At 64.8% G+C, this 15544-nt stretch carries 11 protein-coding genes; 6 read left to right on the plus strand and 5 right to left on the minus strand.

Annotated features, from left to right (window positions below; all coding sequences use genetic code 11):
• The first annotated feature begins 176 nt into the window (after nt 1-176).
• Nucleotides 177-3986: a YhdP family protein gene (locus tag XH87_RS35975; protein ID WP_271590839.1), complete on the plus strand. Its 3810-nt coding sequence runs from the start codon at nt 177-179 to the stop codon at nt 3984-3986.
• Nucleotides 3987-4062: 76 nt separating this feature from the next.
• Here XH87_RS35975 and XH87_RS35980 read toward each other — a convergent pair whose 3' ends face one another.
• From XH87_RS35980 to tyrS, 4 genes are all read right to left on the minus strand, one after another.
• Nucleotides 4063-5757, minus strand: coding sequence for a methyl-accepting chemotaxis protein (locus tag XH87_RS35980; protein WP_271590840.1), 1695 nt, complete (start codon nt 5755-5757; stop codon nt 4063-4065).
• Nucleotides 5758-6123: 366 nt separating this feature from the next.
• Nucleotides 6124-6561 carry a DoxX family protein gene (locus XH87_RS35985; RefSeq protein WP_271590841.1) on the minus strand — a complete coding sequence of 146 codons (438 nt, stop codon included), beginning with the start codon at nt 6559-6561 and terminating at the stop codon, nt 6124-6126.
• A gap of 218 nt (nt 6562-6779) precedes the next feature.
• The gene (locus XH87_RS35990) at nt 6780-8051 is read right to left on the minus strand and encodes an MFS transporter (RefSeq protein WP_271590945.1); all 1272 of its coding nucleotides are present in this window, start codon (nt 8049-8051) and stop codon (nt 6780-6782) included.
• 56 nt (nt 8052-8107) lie between these two features.
• Nucleotides 8108-9361: a tyrosine--tRNA ligase gene (tyrS, locus tag XH87_RS35995; protein WP_271590842.1), complete on the minus strand. Its 1254-nt coding sequence runs from the start codon at nt 9359-9361 to the stop codon at nt 8108-8110.
• 165 nt (nt 9362-9526) lie between these two features.
• Between tyrS and XH87_RS36000 the strand changes: the two genes are divergently transcribed.
• The 3 genes from XH87_RS36000 to XH87_RS36010 all read left to right on the plus strand — a co-directional run bounded on the left by XH87_RS36000 (nt 9527) and on the right by XH87_RS36010 (nt 11739).
• On the plus strand, nt 9527-10630 hold the full coding sequence (locus XH87_RS36000; protein ID WP_271590843.1) for an anhydro-N-acetylmuramic acid kinase: 1104 nt from the start codon (nt 9527-9529) through the stop codon (nt 10628-10630).
• A gap of 97 nt (nt 10631-10727) precedes the next feature.
• On the plus strand, nt 10728-11405 hold the full coding sequence (locus XH87_RS36005) for a glutathione S-transferase family protein (RefSeq protein ID WP_271590844.1): 678 nt from the start codon (nt 10728-10730) through the stop codon (nt 11403-11405).
• Between the two features lie 10 nt (nt 11406-11415).
• A complete protein-coding gene (locus XH87_RS36010) occupies nt 11416-11739 on the plus strand; it encodes a DMT family transporter (RefSeq protein ID WP_271590845.1) in 324 nt (107 codons plus the stop codon).
• Between the two features lie 10 nt (nt 11740-11749).
• On the opposite strand, the gene XH87_RS36015 is transcribed toward XH87_RS36010, so the two are convergent.
• Nucleotides 11750-12397 carry an alpha/beta hydrolase gene (locus XH87_RS36015; protein WP_024337874.1) on the minus strand — a complete coding sequence of 216 codons (648 nt, stop codon included), beginning with the start codon at nt 12395-12397 and terminating at the stop codon, nt 11750-11752.
• 346 nt (nt 12398-12743) lie between these two features.
• On the opposite strand from XH87_RS36015, the gene XH87_RS36020 reads away from it, so the two are divergent.
• Complete coding sequence (locus XH87_RS36020) at nt 12744-13883, plus strand: cysteine desulfurase family protein (protein WP_271590846.1); 1140 nt, start codon at nt 12744-12746, stop codon at nt 13881-13883.
• Between the two features lie 113 nt (nt 13884-13996).
• Nucleotides 13997-15493, plus strand: coding sequence for a Fe-S cluster assembly protein SufB (gene sufB, locus XH87_RS36025; protein WP_271590847.1), 1497 nt, complete (start codon nt 13997-13999; stop codon nt 15491-15493).
• The last annotated feature ends 51 nt before the right edge of the window (nt 15494-15544 follow it).

A 15544-nucleotide genomic window follows, 5' to 3' on the forward strand; every position in this document is an offset into this window, starting at 1 on the left:
TTCGGCGGGTCAATCGAAGCGGTATTGCAACTCTCGTCCGGCGTGCCGGAGTCGCGCCCTCGGCTGGGCAAGTCTGACGACGCCGGAGTATGGTTACAAGGAATTCCACACACCACCCATCTGCTCGTTGAACGCGCTCCCGGGGCGAAATGACGAACAGCAGGAATATTCGAGGTATGGCGGCAGTGCCGGCGCAGGGAGCTTCACTTCCCCTGGACGGCTGCGGTCCCGGCGGTGCTCAATCCTATGACGGGCGCCTGTATCGAGAGGCAATGGCAAGGAATACGTCGCCCCAGAACCACAACCGGGATTTCGATCGGCGCGGCGGCCAATATGAGCCGCAGGATTGGGACGACGCCGACTGGGATCCGGATCAGGAAGCGGCGGCGGGCCATCGTGCACGCCGGCTGCTGGCTCGTTCCGGTTCGGGATTCCACCGCGTCGGTGACGGATTCGGCGCGTTGCGCCGCTGGCTGGGTGGTGGTCGCTGGCTGAAGCGCCTGGTCGTTGTCGTCGGCACCCTGGTCGCCATTTTCGTTGGCTGTTTTGGTGCGGTGTGGTGGCGGCTCGGCGCCGGTCCCATCAATCTGGACATCGCAACGCCATGGCTGGCGGCCGCGATCGAGGACAATATCGGTCACGGCAACACGGTTGAGGTCGGCGGCACCCAGATCGAGCGCGCCGGCCGGGTCCGCATTGCCGTCCGCATCCGGGACATCATCGTTCGCGACCGCGATCACGCCATCGTCGCCAGCGCACCGAAGGCCGAGGTGAGGCTGTCGGGGGCGGGTCTGCTGATGGGGCATCTGCGCGCCGAGAGCCTCAATCTCGTTGATGCCGAGCTCGCAATTCGCATTGCGCCTGACGGCACTGTCACCGTGTCGGCCGGCGACACAGCCAAGCCGCTGGCGACGGGTGTCGCGTCCAAGAAGGATGCGGGCCTGCCGCCGACATTCCCGCGCAGCGGTGTCCCGCCGCCGCCATTCGCGACCGCGCCTGCGAGCCCGGAGGCATCACAGACCGCACCGCAGGCGGCCGCGCAGAGCGGCATCCTCCAGGGTCTCGATTGGCTCGACAGTCTGAGCATGACCGGCCTCGACGGCCAGAACCTCAACGAGATCGGCCTGAAGAACGGCAATCTGATCGTCGACGATCAGCAGCGCGGCAGCAAATGGACCTTTGAGAACATCACGCTCAGCCTGCGCCGGCCGAGCCGCGGCGGCGTCGCGCTCAGCCTCGGCGAGGAGGGCGCGCACCCCTGGATGCTGCGCGCCACGATCGGCCCTGCCGAAAACGGCGTGCGTTCGGTCGACATCAAGGCCGACAAGGTCTCGACCTCCAACATCCTCTTGGCGCTGCGGGTGAAGGACCTCACCTATACCGCCGACCTGCCGCTGACCGGCGAGCTCAAGGGCGAGCTCGGCCGCGACGGCGTCCCGACCTTCTTCAGCGGCAGGATCGCGGTCGGCGCCGGCAATATCATCGACACCGACACGCCCGACTATCCGATGGGAATCGACTCGGCCGAGATCAACGTCGAGTGGGACGCCAACCGGCGCGTGCTGGTCGCTCCGTTCAAGGTTCTCTCCGGTGCGAACCGCCTGACGCTGCTGGCTCATCTCGAGCCGCCCAACGGCACCACCAACGACTGGCAGCTCGGCTTCAGCGGCGGTTCGATCCTGCTCGGCGGCATCGACAACGAGCCGCCGCTCGTCTTCAACCGCATTGCGATCGGCTTCCGCTTCGACACGGATCACAAGCGCCTCCTGCTGACGCAGGCCGACATCAGCAATGGCGAGATCGGCGTCGCCGGCACCGGTGCCATCGACTATTCCGGCGAGCCGCGGCTGACACTCGGCTTTGCGGGAACGCCGATGTCGGCCTCCGCCCTGAAGCGGATGTGGCCGACGCTGGTCGTTCCCGAATTGCGTGAGTGGGTGATCGAACGGATCGAGCGCGGAACGCTCCAGCGCATCGAGATCGGCATCAACTCGCCGACCAAGAACCTGCCCCGCAGGGGCCCGCCCATTCCGGACGACGGCCTCTCGGTCAACATCGTGGCGAGCGGCGTCGCGGTCCGCCCCGTGGACGGCATGCCGGTGGTGCGTGATGCCGATTTGAAGGCGCGCGTGACCGGACGCACCGCGACCGTGAACATCGGGCAGGGCGTTGCCGATACGCCCGCCGGCCGCAAGATCACGATCTCCGACTTCACCTTCGAGGTGCCGGACATGGCGCCCAAGCCGTCGCCGTCGCGAACGAAGTTTCGCGTCGACGGATCGGTGCCTGCCGCGGCCGAAATGCTCGCCAATGACCGCCTGAGCGATCTGTCGTCGACCGTCGTCGATCCCAGCACCAGCAAGGGGACGTTCTCGGCGAACATCCAGCTCGGCATGCCTGTCAAGGGCGAGCTGACCAAGGCCGACACCACCTATGCCGTCACCGCCGACCTCAACGGCTTTGCCGCCGACAAGCTGGTAATGAACCAGAAACTGGAGGCGAACAATCTCAAGATTGTCGCCAATAACCAGGGCTATCAGGTCAAGGGCGACGTCAAGATCAACGGGCAGGCGGCCTCGCTCGACTATCGCAAGCCGGCCGAGGGCGATGCGGACGTCCGATTGCAGGCGACGCTGGACGATGCCAGCCGCGCGCGCCTGGGATTTGATCTGAGCCCCGCCGTCAGCGGATCGTTGCCGATCAAGCTGTCGGGCAGGATCGCAAGCGGCCCGGATCAGACGACCAAGCTCGGCGTCGAGGCCGACCTGACCTCGGTCAAGCTCGACAACATCCTGCCCGGCTGGGTCAAGCTGCCGGGCAAGTCGGCCAAGGCCAGCTTCAAGGTGGTGCCGACGGCGCAATCGACGCGTTTCGAGGACATCGTCATCGAGGGCGGCGGCGCCTCGATCAAGGGCTCGCTCGAGGTCGACGCGAACGGTGATCTCATGAATGCGAATTTTCCGACCTACGCGCCGTCCGACGGCGACAAGGCGTCGCTCAAGGTGGAGCGCAGCCAGGACGGCGTGGTGCGCGGCACGATGCGCGGCGACGTCTTCGACGGCCGCGGTTTCCTGAAGTCGGCGATCTCGGGCAATTCCAAGGACGATGCCAAGAGCAAGCTGAAGAACGTCGATTTCGACATCGACGTGAAGCTCGGCGCCGTGGCCGGATTCAACGGCGAGGCCATGCGCAGCGTCGATGCCAAGATGTCGAAACGCAACGGCGCCGTCAAAGCCTTCACGCTGAGCGGCAAGATCGGCCGCGACACGCCGGTGGCAGCCGACCTGCGCGGCGGCCGCGCGCAGGGCAACCGCGAGGTGATCTATCTCCAGACCAACGATGCCGGCGCGCTGCTGCGCTTCACTGACACCTACACCAAGGCGGTCGGCGGCCAGATGGTGGTGGCGATGGAGCCGCCGACATCAGAGCCGAACACGTCGCGCGAGGGCCTCATCAACGTTCGCGACTTCACGGTGAAGGGCGAGGCGCAGCTCGAACGCGTCGCCGCCGGCGCGCCCAATGGCACCGGCAACGGCGTCTCCTTCAGTGCGCTGCGCGCCGAGTTCACCCGCCAGAACGGCGCGTTGACGATCCGTGACGGCGTCGTGAAAGGCCCGATGATCGGCGCCACCATCGAGGGCTCGATCGACTATCCCGGCAACCAGGTCTGCATGAGCGGCACCTTTGTGCCGATGTACGGCGTCAACAACATCTTCGGCCAGATCCCGCTGTTCGGCATCTTCCTCGGCGGCGGCAACAACGAGGGGCTGATCGGCGTGACCTACGAGGTCGTCGGCACGCCGGCGGCACCCGTGATGCGTGTCAATCCGATCTCGGCGATGGCTCCCGGCCTGTTCCGCAAGATCTTCGAATTCAACACCGGCAAGCAGAACTCGCCGTTCGAGGAATTCCCGTCGCAGTCGAACGGCGGCTCGACCGGATCGACGCGTCAGCTCTCGAGCGGTTGCAGTCTGGCGCGACGGTAAGCACGAAGCTCCAGACGCCGTCATGGCCGGGACAAGCCCGGCCATGACGCAAATGGAGATAGTTGCGCCGGAAGTCCTACGCCGCGCGCACGCCCGCCAGGAACGTCCCGACTTCGCCGGAGAGCTGCTCGGCCTGCTTGGAGAGGTTGCTGGCTGCGGCGAGCACAATGCCGGCGGCGTTGCCGGTCTCGTTGGCGGCGGTGGAGACGACGCCGATATTGGTGGTGACCTCCTTGGTCGCCTCCGCGGTCTGCGAGACGCTGCGGGCGATCTCGGCGGTGGCGGCGCCCTGCTCCTCGATCGCCGCGCCGATCGAGGTCGCGATGCGGCTGACTTCCTCGATGGTGGCGGTGATGCCGCCGATGGCGTCCACCGCTTCCTTGGTGGCGCCCTGGATCTGGGCGATCTTGTCGCCGATCTCGCGGGTGGCTTCCGCGGTCTGGCTCGCCAGCGACTTCACCTCGGAAGCGACCACGGCAAAGCCGCGGCCGGCTTCGCCGGCGCGGGCGGCCTCGATGGTGGCGTTGAGCGCGAGCAGGTTGGTCTGTGCCGCTATGCTGGAGATCAGCTCGGCGACATGCTCGATCTGTTGGGCGCCGTCGGACAGTGCGCGGACGATGGTGTCGGTGCGGCGGGCGCTGTCCACGGCGCGGCCGGTGACCTCGGCGGATTGCGCGACCTGACGGCTGATCTCGGTGATGGAGGAGGAGAGTTCCTCGGCGGCAGCGGCGACGGTCTGGACGCGCTGGCTGGCTTCGGTGGCGGCCGAACCGACCACGGCGGCGCGGCGGTTGGTGCCTTCGGCGGTCGAGGACATCGACTTGGCGGTGGTCTCGAGCTCGCCGGAGCCGGAGGCCATCAGGCCGACGAGCTGGCCGACGGAGGCATCGAAGCGGTCGGCGAGCGCGATCAGGGCGTCGCGCTTCTCCTGCTCGCTGCGGGTCTTGGTGGCGACCTGCTCGGCCTCGAGCGTGCGGGCGGTCAGCGCCGTCTGGCGCAGGATTTCGAGAGTCTCGGCCATGCGGCCGATCTCGTCGCCGCGGTCGGTTTCCTCGACCGGCTTGTCGATGGCGCCCTCGGCGATCTCCTGCATCCGGTTCTTCTGGCGGTCGAGCGCGCTGAGCACGTCGCGGGCGATCAGCCAGGACAGCGTCGCCATCAGCAGCATCAGGCCGAGGCCGATCGCGGCAAGCTCCAGCGTCAATGCGTGCACGTCGGCGTCGATGTCGTCGACATAGAGGCCGTAGCTGATGGTCACGTTCCAGGGCGCGAATTTGCGCGCGAACACGGTCTTGCGGACCGGCTCGGTCTGGCCGGGGCGGGGATAGAGATAGGAGGTCACGCCGCCCTGCGCGGTCTCGCTGCCGGCCTTGATAATGGCGTCGGCGATCAGCACGCCGTTGGAATCCTTGGCGCCGGTGATCTTGCCTTCGAGCTGCTGGTTGGCGCCGTTCGCGACCAAGGAGGTATCGGCGTTGTAGACGACCGGGTAGCCCTGACCGCCATTGAAGCTCATGCGGCGGCCGCGCTGATGGAACATCGACTTGGCGTCGGCGGGCGTCAGCTTGCCGGCGGTCACCTCGTCCTGGAGCGATTGTGCGTAGTTGTAGAGAAGCTCCACCGCGGTCCGCATCTGCTGGACGCGGTCTTCCATCATGCGGCTCTTGCTGAGAACGGCCGATACACCGATGATGGCCGTGACTGTGAGGGCCGCAAGGCAAACCATGCTGGCGAGCTTGGTGCGGATCTTCAGATGGCTCAGCAACTTCATCACAGCCCCTACGAAATGGTTGTTATTGCTCGCATGGGTAGCATGAAGTTCTTACCAATCATGAACATAGGCGCGCAGAAGCGTGCCGCGCGAAAGCTGCTGTGCAGCCTTGTGCGCAATCCTGCAACCAAATCGGCGACAGGCGTCGGGGCAGGCCGGTGCGGATGCCGGAGAGGATTGGTCTTTCGCGTTGGTGATCGGCCAGTCTGGCAGGAACGCTAATGAACCGATTCGTTCATCGCATCATCATGTCCGTGCTGCTCGTGGCTGCCCTTGTTCTCATCTGGAACGTGCTGGGTGCGCGCTGACCCGGCACCGGCGGACCCGCCGGTGCCGTCTTGCTTTCAGGTTAACCGGCGAAGCGCGTCAGCGTCGCGCAAAAGCACCGCCGCCCGCGTCGCTCTCCTTGCCCATCGCGGCATCGACGCTCACCGAGCCGCCGCCAGCTGCTGAGACGTACAGGCAGGCGAAGCAGAACAGGATCGCGGCGGTGCCGCCGTTGAGCAGCGGCAGAAACACCGGCGTCCCGCCCTTGAACATGTGGCCCATGAAGTAGGCGAAGGCCATTTCACCCGACAGGATGAAGGCGCTGAGGCGGGTAAACAGGCCGATCATCAGGAGCGCGCCGAACACGAGTTCCAGCGCACCGGCCGCGTAGATCAGCGGCGGGATGTTCGCGAAGTAGGGGAGCACCGGAAACTTGAACAGTTTGGCGACGCCGTACTGGAACAGCAAGAGGCCGGTGATGAAGCGAAACAGGCTCAGGAGAACCGGTTGAAAGCGAGTGAGATAGGGAAAGTCCATTGGTTTGCCCTCCATCCAATGCTGCGACTTGGACCGCATTCAGTTTCGTCTCGCAAGCCACCCAGGATCAATTCCGCGCTGACATTTTTGTCATGTCGGACAAAACACCGCAGGCCCGGCCTTGAGCCGCGGGCGATCCCCCTTTTTGCGTGTGTTCGCCTCGCGCTCATAGGTAATTTCCCGGTGAAGCCAAGGGATGCAGGTTACGTCGGGGAGACCTACTCCCGCAGGGCGGGGACGACCAGGAAGGGAATCATTCCGAGGATCACGCTCGCAAGTGCGAAGACCAGCAGGAGATTGTAGCCGTGCGTTGCATCGTGAATCAGACCGCCGCTCCATGAGCCGAACGCCGAGCCCAAGCCGCTGCCGATCGAGATCGTGCCGAAGATGGTGCCGACGCGCTTGCCGCGAAAGACCTTCATCGCGGTCGCCGTGATCAACGGCCCGCGCGAGCCCATCATGCTGCCGAAGCAGACGACGAACCCGGTGAGCAGGATGACGTTTGGATAGTATTGCAGCAGCCAGAGCAGAACGATGCCGAGGATCGAGATCGCGTAGCTGAGCAGTACCGATGGCCGCCGCCCGATCAGCCCGTCAAGCGCCGAGACGCCGAGCATGCCGAATACCAGCACGACGCCAGAGAATCCCCAGGCGGTCGCAGCCTGGAGCGGCGGGAAGCCGGCGTCGATCAGATAGGCCACGATCTGCGCCGCGATGGAATACATGCCGACCGCGGTGAAGAAGAAGGTCGAGAACAGCGCCCAGAAGGCATGGTGACGCATCGCGCTCACAAGCGTCCAGCCGCCGTCGACGAAATCCGGATCGCTCTTCTTGGTGACGTGGGGTGAGCCGGCCGCGAACATGCGCCAGGGCAGGAGCAGAAGGGGCACCAGCAGCCCGAGCGCGGCGAGGGCGTAGACCTGATAGGTCTCGCGCCAGCCGAGATGATCGATCAGAAGCTGCGAGGCCGGCAGCAATGCCAGCACGCCGCCGCCCATCGCCGAATAGACCACCGCCATGGCGGTCGGCAGCTTTGGACCGAACCAGCGGCCGAGCAGGATCGAGTTGGGCACATTGCCGATGAAGGCAACGCCGATGCCGAGGCAGATGCCGATCGAAAGCTGGAATTGCCAGAGTGCTTGCGCGTGACTTGCGATCAGGAAGGCCGCGCCGAGCAGGAACAGTCCGAGCGCATAGACGATGCGCGGTCCGGAATGATCGAACAGGCGGCCGACCAGCGGCGCGGTCAGCCCGCTGACGAGCCAGGTGAGGGAATAGATCGAAACCGCCTGGGCGCGATCCCAACCGAAGTTTTCGGAAATTGGCTTCAGGAAGACGGTGAAGCTCTCGCTGAGCCCGCGCCCAAGAACCGCCAACGCAAAGCACAGGCCGAGCACGACGAGTGCGGTGCGCACCGCGTTCGGCCCGGGGCTTCCGGCTCGTTCCTTGCTCGCTTCCGTGCTCGCTTCCTTGGGCGTGTTCTGGTCCATTGCGGTCAGGGAGCGCGCTTCGGCGCGCCCTGACAAGCAGTGAAAAGCTCATACGCCTATGCAGGCTTGATGAGCACGTGCTTCTTCTTGCCGAAGGACAGCTTGATCACGCCTTCCGGCGTCAGATTGCCCGCCGACAGCGCCATCTTCTCGTCGGTGACCGGCGCGTCGTTGATGCGCAGCCCGCCGCCCTTGATCTGGCGCCGTGCTTCGCCGTTGGAAGCGACGAGGCCTGCCTTGACGAAGGCGTTGAGCACGCCGAGGCCGGCGTCGAGCTCGCCACGCGGAATTTCCACGGTCGGCAGACTCTCGGCGAGCGCGCCTTCCTCGAAGGTGCGGCGCGCGGTCTCCGCTGCCTCGTTCGCGGCGTCCCGGCCGTGCAGCAGCGCGGTCGCTTCGGTCGCGAGCACCTTCTTAGCCTCGTTGATCTCCGAGCCGCCGAGCGATTCGAGCTTGTTGATCTCGGCGATCGGCAGCGTCGTGAACAGCTTCAGGAACTTGCCGACGTCGGCGTCCTCGGTGTTGCGCCAATACTGCCAGAAGTCATAGGGCGAGAACTGGTCGGCATTGAGCCAGACCGCGCCTTGCGCGGTCTTGCCCATCTTGGCGCCCGACGCGGTCGTCAGCAGCGGCGTCGTCAGCGCGAACAGCTGGTGGCTCCCCATGCGGCGCCCGAGATCGACGCCCATGATGATGTTGCCCCACTGGTCCGAGCCGCCCATCTGGAGGTGGCAGCCGGTGCGCCTGGCCAGCTCGACGAAGTCGTAGGCCTGGCAGACCATGTAGTTGAACTCGATGAAGCTCATCTCCTGCTCGCGCTCGAGACGCAGCCGCACCGAGTCCATGGTCAGCATGCGGTTGACCGAGAAGTGCCGGCCCACATCGCGCAGCATCTCGATCCAGTTCAGCCTGGTCAGCCACTCCGCATTGTCGAGCATGATGGCGTCGCTCTTGCCCTCGCCATAACGCAGCACCTTTGCGAACACGCCGCGGATCGATTCCTTGTTGGCCTCGATCTCGGCGATTGTGCGCATCGCGCGCGTCTCGTCCTTGCCGGAGGGATCGCCCACCATGGTGGTGCCGCCGCCCATCAGCGTGATCGGCTTGTTGCCGGACTGCTGCAGCCAGTGCAGCATCATCATGGTCAGGTAATTGCCGATGTGCAGCGAGCGGGCGGTGCAATCGTAGCCGACATAGGCGATGGCCTCGCCCTTGGCGGCAAGCGCATCCAGCCCCGCGAAATCGGAGCACTGGTGGATGAATCCACGTTCCTGCAGGATATTGAGGAAATCCGATTTAAATGCAGTCATCTGTCGGCGTGCCTGACAATTCTTGGTTTACTGTTTTGGGGGCAATTTAAGGGTTTTCGGGGGGAACCCGATGACCGCCCGCCACTTGGCGCGTTGGCATTATAAGATGTGTCCCTCTGGCACAAGATCGGCAGGCCAGGGCGGGTCTCTTGAGGACGCTGATCCATGATGTTGACGGCACTCGGTTTGATGAGCGGCACCTCGCTGGACGGGGTGGACGTCGCGCTGATCGAAACCGATGGAAAGCAGGTGAAGGCGTTCGGGCCGTCCGGCTACCGGGCCTATAGTCCGGCAGAGCGCAACCTGCTGCGCCGGGCGCTGAATGAGGCCGTGCACCTTTCGCAACGCGACGCTCGGCCGGGCATCCTGGCCGAAGCCGAGCGTGCCGTGACGCAGGCCCATGCCGAGGCCGTTGCCGCATTCGTCGCCCAGAACCGCATGAGACCGGAGGACATCGACATCGTCGGCTTTCACGGCCAGACCGTGCTGCACCGGCCCGAAAAACGGCTCACGGTGCAGATTGGCGACGCGCCGGCGCTGGCCAGGGCGATCCATATCCCCGTGATGCATGATTTCCGCGCCGCCGACGTCGAGGCGGGCGGGCAGGGCGCGCCGCTTGTACCGGTCTACCACCGGGCGCTGGCCAATTCGCTGGAGCGAGAGGGGCCGATCGTCGTGGTCAATATCGGCGGCGTCTCCAACATCACCTATATCGACGGCAACGATACGCTGATCGCCTGCGATACCGGCCCCGGCAATGCGCTGCTGGACGATTTCATGTACCGGACCATGAACCAGGCGTTCGATGCGGAAGGAAAGTTCGCAGCGCTCGGCAAGGCGGATGAGGCCTGGATTGCCAGCGCGCTGGAGCTGCCGTTCTTCGCGCTGCCGCCGCCGAAATCGCTGGACCGCAATGACTTTGCGGCGCTCAAGCTCGGCGATGTCGCGCCGGCCGACGGCGCGGCGACGCTGACCGCCTTCACCGCGGCCGCGATCGCCCGCATCATTCCGCTTCTGCCGCGCCGGCCGCGGAGCTGGATCGTCTGCGGCGGCGGGGCTCGCAACCTCACCATGCTGCGGATGCTGCGCGAGCGGGTAGGCTCGGCCACCGTCGAAGCCGCCGAGACGCTCGGCTGGGCCTCCGACGCCATCGAGGCGCAGGCCTTCGGCTTCCTCGCCGCCCGCGGCCTGAAGGGCTTGCCATTGTCCTATCCGGCCACCACCGGCGTGCCGATGCCGATGACGGGCGGGGTGATCGCGCGGCCCTGAGGCCACCCGCAGTTAATGCAGATGCATCCATCTTGACGAGTGCATGCAAGTGCATCTATATTCAATGCAGCTGCATCTAACCGCCGGGATCATTGCCATGACGACTTCGCTCAAGCTCATCAGCCACAAGCTTTGTCCCTACGTGCAGCGCGCGGTGATCGCGCTGAACGAAAAGGGCGTGCCATTCGAGCGGATCGACATCGATCTCGCCAACAAGCCCGACTGGTTCTTGAAGCTCTCGCCGCTCGGCAAGGTGCCGGTGCTGGTGGTGACGACGGAAAAAGGCGAGGTCGCGCTGTTCGAGAGCAACGTGATCTGCGAGTACATCGAGGAGACGCAGGGCGGCGTGAGGCTGCATCCAGCCGAAGCCCTCAAGTGCGCCGAGCATCGCGCGTGGATGGAGTTCGGCTCGGCGATCCTCGGCGATCTCTGGGGCCTGGAGACCACGACCGACCCTGCGACGTTCGAAAGCAAGCGGCAGGCACTCGTCGCAAAATTCGCGCGTGTCGAGGCTGCGCTCGGCGCCGGTCCATTCTTCGCGGGCGACGCGTTCAGCCTCGTCGATGCCGTGTTCGCCCCGATCTTCCGCTATTTCGACCTGTTCGACGAACTGACCGAGCACGGCATCTTCACGGATGTGCCGAAGGTCCGGGCATGGCGCGCGGAGCTGGCGAAGCGTCCGAGCGTCCGGACTGCCGTTGGCCAAGACTATCCGGAGTTGCTGCGCGCCTTCCTCGTTCGCCACGACGCGCATATGCTCAAGCTTGCGGCCTGAGCGCGCGCCGATGTCGCAGTCTATGGCGTGGCTGATGCTGTTGGTCGCCGGCGCGCTCGACGTCGGCTGGGCGATCGCCATGAAATATGCGCAAGGCTATACGCGGCCCGGCTGGAGCATCGCTTCGCTCGTGCTGCTCACAGCCTTCGTGTTTCTGCTCGGACGCGCCTTGAAGGTGCTCGAGATCGGCGTCGCCTATTCGGTGTGGACCGGCATCGGCGCCGCCGGCACCTTCCTGATGGGCGTGGTGCTGTTCGGCGAGTCCTTGAGCGCGATGAAGCTGGCGGGCATCGCGCTCGTCTTGATGGGGATCGTCGCGCTCAAGCTGGCTTGAGCTGCATCCTTTACCGAACGTTCGCCAGACGCATGTCCAGATACGCCGTGATGGTTTCCATCAGCGGCTCGAGCTTGGCGTCGAAGAAATGGTTGGCGCCGGGGATGATCTGCTGATCGATGACGATGCCCTTCTGCGTCTTCAGCTTCTCGACCAGCGTGTTGACGTCCTTGGGCGGCACCACCGCGTCCTTCTCGCCGTGCACGATGAGCCCAGAGGACGGGCAGGGGGCGAGGAACGAGAAGTCGTAGAGGTTGGCAGGCGGGGCGATCGAGATGAAGCCTTCGACCTCGGGACGGCGCATCAGGAGCTGCATGCCGATCCAGGCGCCGAAGGAGAAGCCGGCGACCCAGCAGGCGCGCGCTTCGGGATTGATGGTCTGCGCCCAGTCGAGCGCCGCCGCCGCATCCGACAATTCGCCGGTGCCGTGGTCGAACGAGCCCTGGCTGCGGCCGACGCCGCGGAAATTGAAGCGCAGCACCGAGAAGCCGCGATGCGCGAAGGCGTAGTAGCACTGGTACACGATCTGATGGTTCATCGTGCCGTGGAACTGCGGATGCGGATGCAGGATCATCGCGATCGGCGCGTTCTTCTGCTTGGCCGGATGATAGCGGCCTTCGAGACGGCCAGCAGGGCCGGTGAAAATGACTTCGGGCATCGGTGATCTCTTGATTGATTTCCTGGAGAGATGATCCCTAGCAATCAACCGATTATGGCTTCATCGGCAGATGCCGACGGAAGCGCGAATGACGGGTGAGAAGGCGCGCCTTGCGGTGATGCGCTGAGAGCGCGCGGTGACTTGACGGTGCGCTTCTAACATAGGCTGAGGGTCAAAAAGCAAGCATCTTGAACATCACCCAATGGGCTCAAGGTGTTAGCGTGTCATTGCGATGTCATCGGGCGCCGCGGATATGGAATCGCGGTTGCCAAGGGCGTGCCGGCCCGCCATGTCCGGCGGGCGGGCCGCCTGGCCACGGTTTTCTCATCGGGTAATATAATACTGCATGCCGACGCGCGTTTATCTCGATTGGAATGCGACCACGCCGCTGCGCGCGGAAGCGCGCAGTGCGATGCTCGCCGCCTGGGATTTGGTCGGCAATCCGTCATCGGTCCATGCCGAGGGGCGGGAGGCGCGGCGGCTGGTCGAGGAGGCCCGCGCGACGCTTGCAGCCGCGGTCGGCGCGCTGCCGCGGAACGTCGTCTTCACCTCCGCTGGAACCGAGGCGAACGCGATGGCGCTGTCGCCGGGCTTGCGGGGGTCTTCTGGCGGCCCTGTCGAGCGGCTGCTGGTCTCGGCGGTTGAACATGCTTCTGTGCTCGCCGGCGGCCGGTTCCCCGTGGACAGGATCGGCCTGATCCAGGTCACGCGCTCCGGCGTGGTCGACCTCGATCATTTGGAAACTCAGCTCAAGGACGGCCCGCCAGCCCTGGTCTCGATCATGGCCGCCAACAACGAGACCGGCGCGCTCCAGCCCGTCGCTGAAGCCGCACGCGTCGTCCACGAGGCCGGCGGCCTCCTGCACGTCGATGCGGTCCAGGCCTTGGGCAAAATTCCGTTCGATATCAAGTCGGTAGGTGCCGACCTTGCCACCTTCTCTGCACACAAGATCGGCGGCCCCAAGGGGATTGGCGCACTGGTGATGGCCGAGGGGGTCGGCGGCCTGGAGCCGGTGCTGCGTGGCGGCGGGCAGGAGCTCAACCGTCGCGCCGGAACCGAGAATGTCGCGGGGATCGCCGGCTTCGGGGCCGCGGCAAAGGTCGCGCTTCAGGCTCTGCCGGAGGATGTGAAGCGAATGGCAACTCTCAGAGATCGTTTGGAAAATGGCCTTCGCGGCATTGCCGGGGCGACGGTCTTCGCGGACGACGTGGCGCGCTTGCCGAATACCGTGCTCTTCACCGCGCCTGGCCTGAAGGCCGAAACCGCCGTGATCGGCTTCGACCTGGAAGGTATCGCGGTCTCCTCCGGTTCCGCCTGCTCCTCCGGAAAGGTCCAGCCGTCCCATGTCCTGTCGGCGATGGGCTACGATCCCGCGATGGCCCAGGGAGCGGTGCGTCTCAGTCTGGGCTGGTCCACGGGACCAGAGGACATCAACAGGGCGTTAGAGGCTTGGCGAAAGCTTGGTAATACCCTACTTAAGGGTTGAGCGACGAAACACGGCTTGAACGGTTCTAAGCCCGTGCTTTCCGCCAAGAAATATCGTAATACTCGTCCGAGTTTGATCCACCGCGGTCCTTGAAACCGCGAGCGGAGGATGGAATGCCAGCCGTACAAGAGACGGTCGAGCGCGTGAAGCGCATCGACGTCGACCAGTATCGTTATGGGTTTGAGACCCTGATCGACTCCGAGAAGGCCCCCAAGGGGCTGTCGGAAGAGATCGTAAAATTCATCTCGCAGAAGAAGAACGAACCCGCCTGGATGCTGCAGTGGCGGCTGGAAGCCTATCGGCGCTGGCTGACCATGACGGAGCCGACCTGGGCGCGTGTCGACTATCCCAGGATCGACTTCCAGGATCTCTATTACTACGCGGCGCCGAAGCCGAAGAAGACGGTCTCGTCACTGGATGAGATCGATCCGGAGATCCTGAAGACCTACGAGAAGCTCGGCATTCCCCTGCGGGAGGTCGCCATGCTCGAGGGCGTCGAGCCGAAGGTGGGCGAGGAAGATCCCGCGCGCCGCAAGATCGCGGTCGATGCGGTGTTCGACTCGGTCTCGGTTGCGACCACGTTCAAGGCGGAGCTGAAGAAGGCTGGCGTGATCTTCATGCCGATCTCGGAGGCGATCCGCGAGCATCCTGAATTGGTGCAGAAATATCTGGGATCGGTGGTTCCGACCTCGGACAATTTCTACGCGACGCTCAACTCGGCGGTGTTCTCCGACGGCTCGTTCGTCTACGTGCCGCCGGGCGTGCGCTGCCCGATGGAGCTGTCGACCTATTTCCGCATCAACGAGCGCAACACCGGCCAGTTCGAGCGCACGCTGATCATCGCCGACAAGGGCTCCTACGTCTCCTATCTCGAAGGCTGCACCGCGCCGCAGCGCGACGAGAACCAGCTGCACGCCGCCGTGGTCGAGCTCGTCGCGCATGACGATGCCGAGATCAAATATTCGACGGTGCAGAACTGGTATCCGGGCAATTCGGAAGGCAAGGGCGGCATCTACAATTTCGTCACCAAGCGTGGCGACTGCCGCGGCGCCAACTCCAAAATCTCCTGGACCCAGGTCGAGACGGGGTCGGCGATCACCTGGAAATATCCGAGCTGCATCCTGCGCGGCGACAACTCCCGCGGCGAGTTCTACTCGATCGCGATCTCGAACGGCTTCCAGCAGGTGGATAGCGGCACCAAGATGATCCATCTCGGCAAGAACACCTCGAGCCGGATCATCTCCAAGGGCATCGCAGCCGGCAAGTCGCAGAACACCTATCGCGGTCTCGTCACGGCGCACCGGAAAGCGCTAGGGGCGCGCAACTTCACGGCCTGCGACTCGCTGCTGATCGGCGACAAATGCGGCGCGCACACCGTGCCGTACATCGAGGCCAAGAACTCCTCGGCGACGTTCGAGCACGAGGCGACGACCTCGAAGATCTCCGAGGACGTGCTGTTCTACTGCATCCAGCGCGGGCTTTCGCAGGAAGAGGCGGTCGGCCTCGTCGTCAACGGCTTCGTCAAGGACGTGCTGCAGCAGCTCCCGATGGAGTTCGCGGTGGAAGCGCAGAAGCTGATCTCGATCTCGCTGGAAGGGTCGGTCGGTTAGCTCGGACCTCATCCCGAGGAGGCCGCGCAAGCGGCCGTCTCGAAGGATGGA

Origin of the sequence: Bradyrhizobium sp. CCBAU 53415, from assembly GCF_028128735.1 — a bacterium.
Taxonomy (GTDB): domain Bacteria; phylum Pseudomonadota; class Alphaproteobacteria; order Rhizobiales; family Xanthobacteraceae; genus Bradyrhizobium.

Bases quoted from the DNA above. Each gene is read 5' to 3' on its own strand.
- XH87_RS35975 (WP_271590839.1), top strand. From the start codon at position 177: ATGGCGGCAGTGCCGGCGCAGGGAGCTTCACTTCCCCTGGACGGCTGC.
- XH87_RS35980 (WP_271590840.1), bottom strand. From the start codon at position 5,757: ATGAAGTTGCTGAGCCATCTGAAGATCCGCACCAAGCTCGCCAGCATG.
- XH87_RS35985 (WP_271590841.1), bottom strand. From the start codon at position 6,561: ATGGACTTTCCCTATCTCACTCGCTTTCAACCGGTTCTCCTGAGCCTG.
- XH87_RS35990 (WP_271590945.1), bottom strand. From the start codon at position 8,051: ATGGACCAGAACACGCCCAAGGAAGCGAGCACGGAAGCGAGCAAGGAA.
- tyrS (WP_271590842.1), bottom strand. From the start codon at position 9,361: ATGACTGCATTTAAATCGGATTTCCTCAATATCCTGCAGGAACGTGGA.
- XH87_RS36000 (WP_271590843.1), top strand. From the start codon at position 9,527: ATGATGTTGACGGCACTCGGTTTGATGAGCGGCACCTCGCTGGACGGG.
- XH87_RS36005 (WP_271590844.1), top strand. From the start codon at position 10,728: ATGACGACTTCGCTCAAGCTCATCAGCCACAAGCTTTGTCCCTACGTG.
- XH87_RS36010 (WP_271590845.1), top strand. From the start codon at position 11,416: ATGTCGCAGTCTATGGCGTGGCTGATGCTGTTGGTCGCCGGCGCGCTC.
- XH87_RS36015 (WP_024337874.1), bottom strand. From the start codon at position 12,397: ATGCCCGAAGTCATTTTCACCGGCCCTGCTGGCCGTCTCGAAGGCCGC.
- XH87_RS36020 (WP_271590846.1), top strand. From the start codon at position 12,744: ATGCCGACGCGCGTTTATCTCGATTGGAATGCGACCACGCCGCTGCGC.
- sufB (WP_271590847.1), top strand. From the start codon at position 13,997: ATGCCAGCCGTACAAGAGACGGTCGAGCGCGTGAAGCGCATCGACGTC.